Source organism: Photobacterium sp. (assembly GCF_033720175.1).
Taxonomy (GTDB): Bacteria; Pseudomonadota; Gammaproteobacteria; order Enterobacterales; family Vibrionaceae; genus Photobacterium.
The window spans coordinates 1-10,225 of sequence record NZ_JAWWDA010000029.1 but is presented as its reverse complement, the minus strand read 5'-3'; the positions used below and the strand labels follow the sequence as shown (position 1 = coordinate 10,225).

7 protein-coding genes are annotated in these 10,225 nt (G+C 48.4%); 1 reads left to right on the top strand and 6 read right to left on the bottom strand.

Going from position 1 to position 10,225, the window contains the following annotated elements; all coding sequences use genetic code 11:
• Nucleotides 1-675: 675 nt before the first annotated feature.
• Both R3289_RS20300 and R3289_RS20295 read right to left on the bottom strand, forming a co-directional pair.
• Entirely contained in the window at nucleotides 676-939 is a 264-nt protein-coding gene (locus R3289_RS20300) for a YfcL family protein (RefSeq protein ID WP_318927727.1), read from the bottom strand.
• A 93-nt stretch (nucleotides 940-1,032) separates the two neighbouring features.
• The gene (locus tag R3289_RS20295) at nucleotides 1,033-1,566 is read right to left on the bottom strand and encodes an elongation factor P hydroxylase (RefSeq protein ID WP_318927726.1); all 534 of its coding nucleotides are present in this window, start codon (nucleotides 1,564-1,566) and stop codon (nucleotides 1,033-1,035) included.
• 346 nt (nucleotides 1,567-1,912) lie between these two features.
• On the opposite strand from R3289_RS20295, the gene R3289_RS20290 reads away from it, so the two are divergent.
• Nucleotides 1,913-2,551, top strand: coding sequence for a trimeric intracellular cation channel family protein (locus R3289_RS20290; RefSeq protein ID WP_318927725.1), 639 nt, complete (start codon nucleotides 1,913-1,915; stop codon nucleotides 2,549-2,551).
• Nucleotides 2,552-2,624: 73 nt separating this feature from the next.
• Here R3289_RS20290 and aroC read toward each other — a convergent pair whose 3' ends face one another.
• The 4 genes from aroC to R3289_RS20270 form a co-directional block, all read right to left on the bottom strand.
• Nucleotides 2,625-3,710 (bottom strand): chorismate synthase, encoded by a 1,086-nt coding sequence (gene aroC / locus R3289_RS20285; protein ID WP_318927724.1) that lies wholly within the window; start codon nucleotides 3,708-3,710, stop codon nucleotides 2,625-2,627.
• Between the two features lie 527 nt (nucleotides 3,711-4,237).
• Complete coding sequence (rluF, locus tag R3289_RS20280) at nucleotides 4,238-5,404, bottom strand: 23S rRNA pseudouridine(2604) synthase RluF (protein ID WP_318927723.1); 1,167 nt, start codon at nucleotides 5,402-5,404, stop codon at nucleotides 4,238-4,240.
• Between the two features lie 171 nt (nucleotides 5,405-5,575).
• Nucleotides 5,576-8,713, bottom strand: a complete 3,138-nt coding sequence (locus tag R3289_RS20275; protein WP_318927722.1) for a multidrug efflux RND transporter permease subunit — start codon at nucleotides 8,711-8,713, stop codon at nucleotides 5,576-5,578.
• Nucleotides 8,713-9,828, bottom strand: a complete 1,116-nt coding sequence (locus R3289_RS20270; RefSeq protein ID WP_318927721.1) for an efflux RND transporter periplasmic adaptor subunit — start codon at nucleotides 9,826-9,828, stop codon at nucleotides 8,713-8,715. Before R3289_RS20270 ends, R3289_RS20275 begins: the two co-directional genes overlap by 1 nt.
• Nucleotides 9,829-10,225 lie beyond the last annotated feature (397 nt).

The window sequence follows — 10,225 nt, the reverse complement described above, 5'->3', positions numbered from 1 at the left end:
GGGTTCTGGGGTTCTGGGGTTCTGGGGTTCTGGGGTTCTGGGGTTCTGGGGTTCTGGGCAGCGTGCAATTGACTTACATGGATGTCAATCAAATTACAGCACAACTTCGCTTTTCCCATAGAGCCTCAGGGCCATAGGTCCGCTCTTACCGCCCCTCCTAGCCCCTCGCTTCTAGAAACTCACTTCTATTATTTTATTTATAGTACTAAATACCGTGATTTTATACGTAAAAATCAAAAAACATTACAGACAAATTCCATATTTTCAATAGAATTAACTATTAACTGTTTTGCCATTAAAAAATAATAATTACTAAATCAGTGGCATATATACATTTATAATATCTTGTAGACGAGTTTAAAAATTATGTTCAGAAAATATGCCCATTTTTCAGTGAGCCACCCATACACCCACAAGGCTAACATACTGATTATTATCGGTATTTTCTCAACCAGCTGTTATCAGCTATTAGCCAATGAGAATATAGAATATGCTGCGGGTTTTTTATTTGTGATTATTCCAATTCTTATCTTTGCGAAATCTTCTGACTATAAACGCAAATATTTAAGCACAGAAAAATAAACAGCTAAAATAATAGAATCCGTCAATGTCTATAATAACAACGCCATTTTAATGGCGCTATTATTATATTACCCATCAACCTTTAAACAATTTTCAAACACTCTGCTGCAGTTGAGACCACATTTCTTTCACAATTAGTCGATCAGCAGGATTCAGCTCTGACTGCGCTTCAGTCAGGCTGGCATCAACGGCCTGATTCATCGCTTCTACCGAGCTGATGCCTTCCATCTCACAACTCGCTGCTGACAGTGAAATGTGACCGCGGAGGTAGCCCCCAGCAAATAGCTGATCGTCTGATGCCGTTTCTACCATCAGATCGATCAAGGTTAATAGCTTCTCTTCGTATTGCTGGATCATCGCTTTTTCTCTTTATTAAAATTGTAGGACCTAGGTTCGAGGGACTAGTTTCTAGATACGTATTACTCGAAACTCGCCTCTAAACACTCATCTCTAATTTGACGCTTGAAAATCTACTGGTTGCAAAGGGGCAATATGGTAATGCTCACGCAGCGCCTCTGAGAAAATTCTTACGCGTTCTGGTATACCTTGAGCTAGGTAGACAAGTACCTGTTCCCGTACCTTATTGGTAAAACCTATTCGGTCTGGCTCGCAATTGCCGCTCAGATTATCACAGCTGACCTGAAATCGAAAACCACAGCTGGCGGACAAGATCCACTCGATTGCTTGGGGTTTAATTTCGACTTTTTCAAACTCTGCCTGTACTTCAGCTATTCGGCCATCCGGTTCGTACCAATAACCATAGTCTTCCAGCAAACGACGTTGCGGGCCGGCAATGCACCAGTGAGCTATTTCGTGCATGGCTGAAGCAAAGAAACCACGCGCAAAAATAATACGGTGACGGGAGTGACTGTCATCAGCGGGTAAATAGATCGGCTCATCACCACCCAGCACTAACTCAGTGTTGAAACTACCGCTAAAAATGTCGTTAAAAATTTGAATGAGATCGTCGTAATTATGGGGCATGGTTATTTCAGGTTCGAAGTACGAGATACGAGTATCTAAACGCATAAGATTGAAACGGTCAATGTCCGTCTTCTCCGATTAACCCGATACCCACATTGAGAGATAACACATTTAGGTACTGATTATATACGAGAAAAGGCTCATGGACGATTTTCTAGCACCTCAAACACTCGCTTCTTGTTACTCGCCTCTTGCTACCTACTCAAACTAGAACGCCATGGAATCGCCCTTCCACAACCATGAATACAGGTAATGCATGGAGATAATCTTTTCATTCGAATCAAACGTAAATCACAAATACAATCCACCTATCCTTTTCATTCTTTATTTATACTGAATATTTCTCATGCTATTAACAACACTTTATATAATTGGTATTACTGCCGAAGCCATGACCGGTGCGTTGGCTGCGGGTAAACGTCATATGGACTGGTTTGGTGTTATGCTGGTTGCCAGTGCGACTGCGATTGGTGGCGGGACGGTACGTGATGTCTTGCTGGGCCATTATCCTTTAGGTTGGGTGGCAAACCCTCAATACCTTGTGATCACCTGCCTTGCCGGTTTGTTAACGACGGTTATTGCTAAATGGGTCGTACGCTTCCATAAATTTTTCATCATTCTTGATGCGGTTGGCTTGATTGTCTTTAGTATCATCGGTTGCCGTATTGCGATGGATATGGGTTTGCCGGCGATCATCTGTATTGTTTCTGCGGTGGTCACTGGGATATTCGGCGGCCTGCTACGTGATCTTATCTGCCGCCAGCAACCCATGGTGCTCCATAAGGAGCTTTATGCATCGGTTGCTTTTCTTGCCGGCAGCATGTACTACGGCATGATGTTTTTTGCCGTGCCAGAAATGATCGCGACCCTTTCGACGTTAGTGGTGGGATTTGTTGCCCGCATGGCCGCGGTACAATGGAGCTGGCGATTACCGGTATTCAGGTTAGAAGAGTCGAGTGACGAGAAGCAAGTAGCGAGAAACTAGGAAAACAAGTAGCGAGTGGCGAGATTCTAAAAACTCGCCCCTCTAATCTAGCTCCTAGTCCCTCGTCTCTAAACTATATCTTCGGCGTCTCTGTCACGACACCGGCATTCTGGCCGCGGTGCCGCAGCAGATGATCCATCAAGGTGATCGCGAGCATTGCTTCTGCAATGGGTACCGCACGGATCCCCACACATGGGTCGTGACGACCTTTGGTGATCACTTCCGCCGATTCGCCTTGCTTGGTGATTGTCTCGCCCGGTACGGTAATGCTCGAAGTCGGCTTCAGTGCAATGTGGGCAATAATATCCTGACCCGATGAAATCCCGCCTAATATGCCACCAGCATGGTTGGTTTTAAAACCCTGCAAGGTCATTTCGTCACGGTGCTGGCTGCCACGTTGCTCAACCACCCCAAAGCCATCGCCAATTTCGACCCCTTTGACGGCATTGATGCTCATTAATGAGTGAGCGATATCAGCATCCAGACGGTCAAAAACCGGTTCACCTAAACCAACTGGCACATTGCTGGCCACCACTGTCAGTTTGGCACCAATGGAATCGCCTTCTTTTTTCAGCTTGCGGATCAGCTCATCGAAAGCATCGACTTTATCAGCGTCCGGACAGAAAAATGCATTCTGAGCGATCTGATCCCAATCGACTTTATCGATTTTTACATCGCCTATTTGCGACAGGTAAGCACGCACTTCAATGCCATGTAACTGCTTTAAATATTTTTTTGCTACTGCACCGGCAGCAACACGCATCGCCGTTTCTCGGGCAGAAGAACGGCCACCGCCACGGTGATCACGTACTCCGTATTTCTGGTGGTAGGTATAATCGGCATGGCCAGGGCGAAACAGATCCTGGATGTTGGAATAGTCTGTTGAACGCTGATCGGTATTTTCAATCAGCAGGCCAATAGACGTACCTGTCGTCTGGCCTTCAAATACACCGGAAAGGATTTTTACTTCATCTGCTTCACGACGCTGTGTCGTGTACTTAGATGTTCCCGGACGACGGCGATCAAGATCGTGCTGCATGTCTGCTTCGGTCAATGCCAGACCCGGAGGACAGCCATCAATAATACAGCCTAATGCCAGACCATGGCTTTCACCAAAAGTGGTGACGCGAAATAGTTGTCCAATCGTATTGCCTGCCATTACTTCCTCTGTCTATTCGTCCGAATGTCATTATTCATTCATTTTGTCAGTCACTACATAGTGCAAATTCAGCAGGCGGAATGCAAGGGGGAAAATATTCAGAGCGGAGGGAGAGGGGTTCTGGGGCTAATACTGTTTCACATAGAAAATGATGCGTTCAATTTATTTATATTCCTTTGATGAAATAAAAGGTTGTCATCCCAGTAAGACTCAATACTGACATCTAGATATAGAATCAACTTGATATGACCAATTTATCGCCCCAAAGAAGGTAATAGACCAGGGATCCATTGTGCACGGAATTGTCCAGCCATGAAGAACCAGCTTGATATGTAAGCCCTTTATATTTCATCGCAAATGGATCCCTGATAATCGCCCGTTGAGTCTTGAGTAAGTATGTAAGTCTACTGTCTGGCGGTTTATTGGCTTTTCTCGATAAAAAAATCGTGAGCCTTTATAAAAACTCACGATTTTCATTTCTTCGTTCTTACCTAGGGCCCAGGGCCTTTTCTTCCCAGGGCTGCTATTTATCCTCTCTCGCTTTTCGAACGCCATTTCTTGATGCCGCTTTGGCTTGGCTTAGTCTCTTGCGAAGCTTTCTTATCTCGAGGAGATTGGTTATCACGAGGAGCCTGACGGTCGCTGTTTTGATTGTCAGAACGATTCGGACGGCCACCACGGCGGCTATCAGTGCTGCCATTGCGGGAATCACCATGCTTACCGTCACGTTCATTCGAGCGACGAGACTGACTCTCTCCCTTGCCTTTGTAGGTTTTGTACTTCACTTCGCCATTGCTGACACTGCGCGGGCGTGAAGGATCTTGATTACGAGCAGAGATATGGCGCTCGCCCGCCTCTTGCAGGCGACTATCAAACAACTTGGCGTCGGTTGCTTTGGCGATCTCCTTGCCATTGCTATCGACCTTCGATGCTTCTTCGGTACCACTTGATTGAGCGATCAGACGGTTAATATCGACAATTTCATCATCGGTCAGATAACGCCATTTACCATTAGGCAGGCCATCGATGGTGATGTTCATGATACGAACACGACGCAGTTTATACACGTCATAGCCTAACGCTTCACACATACGGCGGATCTGGCGGTTTAAGCCCTGCGTCAGCACGATACGGAAGGAGAAGTTAGTTTCTTTGCTCACTTTACACGGCAAAGTCACGGTGTCTAAGATTTCCACCCCTGACGCCATTTTGTCTAAAAACTCTTGAGTGATCGGCTTATCGACACGCACCACATACTCTTTTTCATGCGAGTTACCGGCACGAAGAATTTTGTTAACAATATCACCGTCATTGGTCAGGAAGATCAAACCGTCAGACGGCTTATCTAAGCGTCCGATAGGAAAGATACGCTTGCGATGGCCGATAAAATCAACGATGTTACCTTCGATGTGGCGCTCAGTGGTACACGTAATACCGGTCGGCTTATTCAGCGCAATGTAGATCGGCTTTTCTTTGGCCCGCAGCGGCTTATCATCCACCAGTACTTCGTCACCTGGCAGCACTTTGGTGCCCATTTCAGGTGACAGGCCATTAATGGTGACTCGTCCTTGATCAATAAGCTTGTCCGCCTCACGGCGTGAGCAAAAGCCTGTATCACTGATAAATTTATTTAATCGGACCGGTTTATCCTGTTTTTCAGACAAAGCATGGTTTTCAGACTGATTCTGTGACATGGGTTTCTTCTTTAATGAGCGTTTCGCAACGCGATCAAGGGTATTTAATTGACTATACCCTCTGATTCTACCAATCCCATCGGGTACTGGAAGAGAAATTATGTTCAATGCAGCAAAAAACCGCCCCTTGAGGCGGTTTCCGATTCAAACAAGATGAGTACCTCACCAATATTAACTTTCTTTTACTTCTGGCAAATCACCGTGACTGGCGCGACCTATATAGTCATGCTGTATGGCTTTTTCCAGCTGCGCGGCGACATGGCCCGGCGAAGTCGTCTTGCCAGACAACAGACGATACATCGCAGGGATCACCAGCAGGGTCACCAACGTCGCAAAGGCCATACCGAAGAACACCACAGTACCGACGGCGAGACGACTCTCAGAGCCGGCCCCACTTGAGAGGATCAGCGGAATAGCACCGAACAGGGTGGTAAAAGCCGTCATCAGGATAGGACGCAAACGGCGCACCGAGGCGTCAATGATTGCCTGTTCAAACGCAACACCTTTATCGCGTAGCTGGTTGGCAAACTCGACAATCAGGATCCCGTTTTTGGTTACCATACCAATCAGCATGATCATCCCGATTTGGCTGTAGATATTCAGCCCCTGCCCCATCAGCCACAAACCGCCCATGCCACCGAAAATACCCATGGGTACCGTCAGCATCACCACCAGCGGGTTAATGAAACTTTCAAACTGGGCCGCCAGTACCAGATAGGCCACCAGTAGCGCCAGCCCGAAGACCAGGAAGATGTCACTCTGGTTTTCGCGAAAATCTTTCGACTCGCCGGAATAATTGATGGTGATATCGCTCGGCAGCATCTCAATGGCTTGCTCATCAAGGAAATTCAGCGCATCACCCAGGGTATAACCAGCCCCGAGGTTGCCTTTCAAGGTGATCGACTTCTGTTTCTCGGTATGGCTCAGCTTCTGCGGTGAGGCCACTTCTTCAATATCTGCCACCGTATCAAGGGTGATCAGCTGGCCATTTTCCGCTCGCAGGTAGATCTGGCTCAGATCGGCCGAACTGTTGAAGCTGTTCTCATCACCGCGTAAGTACACATCATACTCTTCACCACGTTCAACGAATGTCGTTTCACTGCGGCCGCCGAGCATGATCTCCAGTGTCTCAGCAATGTCCGCAACCGGAATACCCAGCTCAGCAGCACGCTGGCGGTTTACCGTTACCACCAGCTCCGGGGTTGTTTCTGCGTAGTCAAGATCCATGCCTTCGAGCATCGGACTGTTTTCTGCGATGTCCTGCAACTGAGTCGCCCATTTGAACAACTCATTGTAATCCGATCCGCCCAGTACAAACTGCACGGGCTCTGACGATCCGCCACGGAAACCCGGCATCATCGGTCTGACCCAGATATCTGGAATACCCTGCAATGCTTTGCTGACCATACCTAAGGCCTGCTGAGCGTTGACGCTGCGATCTTCCCAGTCTTCCAGCTGAATAATCACAAAACCGGTCTGATCGCCAGCACGGCCACCAAAAGCAGGCGCTTGCAGGCTGACCGATTTAACCACGCCTTGCCCGAGCATTGGCAACAGACGGCTTTCTACTTCATCCATATTGCCGACCATACGGTTATAACTGGTCCCCTCGGCACCTTTAACAAAGGCAAACAACACCCCGCGATCTTCCTGCGGAACCAATTGCGCAGGCACAACCTGCATCAATCCGTAACTCGCAGCGATACAGCCCGCCACGACGACCGGGGCGATGAAGCGACGTTTAACCGCTGCTGTCACCACTGCGCGGTACATGCCTTCTAACTTAGCAAACTGGCTATCAATCCACAGATTGAATTTGCCCGGTTTTACATTCGCTTTCAGCATCTTGCTGCCCAGTACCGGGGTTAATGTCAGCGCGACTAGCGAGGAGAAGATCACCGCCATGGCAAGCAATACGGCAAATTCGGTAAACAGACGCCCCACCATGCCTTCCATGAAGGAGATCGGCAGGAAGACCATCACCAGTACCGCGGTCGTTGCCACAACCGCAAAGCCCACTTCCCGGGTGCCTTTATAAGCGGCCAGCAGTGGCGATTCACCTTTTTCCAGATGGTGGAAAATATTTTCCACCACCACAATGGCGTCATCAACCACCAGGCCGATAGACAAAATCAACGCCATCAAAGTCAGCAGGTTGATAGAAAAGCCAAAAAAGTAAGCCATAATAAACGCCGATATCAATGAAACCGGTACGGTCACGGCAGGGATCAGCGTCGCCCTTGCCTGCCCGATAAAGACGTATAACACCAAGATGACCAGCGCACCGGTGATCAAAAGCGTGCTGTAGACTTCGGCAATAGAGCGATTAATAAAGATGGTCGAGTCATAGTCCAGGGTCAGGCTGGTGCCTGGCGGAATGAACTTCTGCATCCGCTCCACTTCCGCACGTACTGCTTTTGAGACGTCCAACGGGTTGGCATCTGACATGGTGACGATACCTAAGCTGAGGTTGACCACCCCGTCGCTTTTGAAGGTCGAATTTTCATTCTCCGCCCCAATGGCTATATCGGCGACATCTTTCAGGTACACCGGCGAGCCGTCGGCCGCGGTGCGCACCACCAGATAGTTAAAATCAGAAGGGGTTTGATACAAGCGGGCGGTACGTACAGACATCACGGTTGTATCGTTACGTACTTCACCGCCGGGTAATTCAACGTTTTCATTTTTTAAGGTGTTAACAATATCGCTGGTGGTCACCCCTCGCCCGGCCATCAGCTCAGGCTTGAGCTTCACATACATCACCTTATAGAGCGCACCGCTCAAATTGACCGAGCTCACGCCGTTGATCAGGCTGAAGCGATCTTCCAGCACCCGCTGGGCATAATCGGTCAGCTGGGTACGGTCCATCTCTGAAGATGAAAGGTTGATATAGACCGCAGGCTCACCGGAACCGTTATCTTTCGAAACCACGGGATCTTTCGCTTCATTCGGCAGGCGACGCTGGGCACGGGCCACCGCATCGCGCACGTCACTGACTCCCTCCGTCAGATCCCAGTCCATATTGAATTCAATGGTGATCCGGGACATGCCGTTGCGCGTGACCGAGGTAATGTTATCGATACCACTGATCCCCGATAACTCATCTTCAATCGGCGACGTCACCTGGCTTTCCATGACGGTGGCAGATGCCCCTTCATAGGTTGTTCTGACACTGACGACCGGGTTTTCGACATCCGGCATCTCACGTACAGCCAGTTTTGTAAACGAGACAAAGCCGAACACGCATAGTAGCAAACTGAGTACAATTGCCACGACCGGTCGCTTAACGGAAACATCAGATAACCACATCAGGCATTATCCTCCGATCTTTTTGTCTTGTTTCCAGGCTTACTGGCGGTCAAATCATTCACCTGCAAGCCATCTCGCATATTGACCAGACCTTGCACCACAATCCGCTCTCCGATCTCAACCCCTGATTCAATCACCACTTCACTGTCAATCCGGGCACCAAGCACCACTTCTGTTCGCCGGGCAATGTCATGCTCATCGACTAAATAAACGAATCGCTTAGTTCCCGAGTATTCCAAGGCCTGAACCGGAATAATTGCAGCCTCTTGAGGAACAAAACCGATATTGGCCGCCATCAGCATGCCGGGTTTTAATTTTCCGTCTGCGTTATCAAACATAACCCGCACTTTGATATTGAGGGAATCCGTCTGCACCCGAGAATCAATCGCTTGAATTTCACCGCTGAATGTCTGCCCTTTCCAGGCCTGACTCGTCGCGCTAACAGTCATACCGACCATCAGATAGGATAAGTACTGCTCAGGAACCTGAATATCCAACCGCATGCCAGACAGATCATCAAGAGTAAACAGCTCGGTTCCCACGGTCACCATATGACCCGGACTAAAGTCGATTAAGCCGACGGTACCGGAAAATGGCGCGCGAATAGCATGATCTTGCAGTTCAGCTTGCGCGGCTTTCAATCGGGCCTGCGCAATATTCACACTCGTTTGCTGGGCATCCAGCTCGGTCTGGGTAATCGCACCACGCTTTACCAGTCGTTCATATTCGGTGTATTTACGATTTTCATCATTAAAGTAAGCTTGCGCCTCATCAAAAGCGGCCTCTGTTTTAACATCATCTAACTGCACCAGCAGTTCGCCTTTTTCTACCCGGCTATTACTCCCAACAACAATGTTGTCGATTTTTGCCGCCACCTCCGTGGCAACATTGACCGAGCGCTGGGCCACTAATTTTCCGATCAGGGATAAAGATTGCGCGACAGGGTGTGACGTCACTTCGCCTGTTGTGACCGCCACAACACGACTTGCCCGAGGATTCACCTGCTTTTCGGCTGCCTGCGATTGGCTTAGATAACCCGAACCACCGAGAAAAGACAGCAATCCGCCACCGGATAACGCCGCAGCAACGAATACAGCAACCAGCATTTTTTTCATGATAACAAAACCAATAAATTCAACCTGGTCCAATGATATCTGAACCAACGATGAAGCAGGGTAAAGAAATGTAAAGTTAAGCAATAAAGTATGCACAGCTACTTTTACGTACTCAGAAGCACGACCGGAACAGGCCCTCCGAGAGCTGGTGTCTCAATTCCGGGATGACGGATCGCTCAAATGCCCGCTGAATTCATTCAAATCTGCAGATTGAGGTACTAGAACCTTCGATGTGATGAAAATTCCAGCAAGCGCACATAATTTCAAAGGAAAAGGGTTTACAGCATCTAAATGTTTGTTATTATCCGCTCCGCACTTGTGGAGGGGTTCCCGAGTGGCCAAAGGGATCAGACTGTAAATCTGACGGCTCCGCCTTCGAAGGTTCGAATCCTTCCCC

Bases quoted from the DNA above. Each gene is read 5' to 3' on its own strand.
- R3289_RS20270 (WP_318927721.1), bottom strand. From the start codon at position 9,828: ATGAAAAAAATGCTGGTTGCTGTATTCGTTGCTGCGGCGTTATCCGGT.
- rluF (WP_318927723.1), bottom strand. From the start codon at position 5,404: ATGTCACAGAATCAGTCTGAAAACCATGCTTTGTCTGAAAAACAGGAT.
- R3289_RS20290 (WP_318927725.1), top strand. From the start codon at position 1,913: ATGCTATTAACAACACTTTATATAATTGGTATTACTGCCGAAGCCATG.
- R3289_RS20275 (WP_318927722.1), bottom strand. From the start codon at position 8,713: ATGTGGTTATCTGATGTTTCCGTTAAGCGACCGGTCGTGGCAATTGTA.
- aroC (WP_318927724.1), bottom strand. From the start codon at position 3,710: ATGGCAGGCAATACGATTGGACAACTATTTCGCGTCACCACTTTTGGT.
- R3289_RS20295 (WP_318927726.1), bottom strand. From the start codon at position 1,566: ATGCCCCATAATTACGACGATCTCATTCAAATTTTTAACGACATTTTT.
- R3289_RS20300 (WP_318927727.1), bottom strand. From the start codon at position 939: ATGATCCAGCAATACGAAGAGAAGCTATTAACCTTGATCGATCTGATG.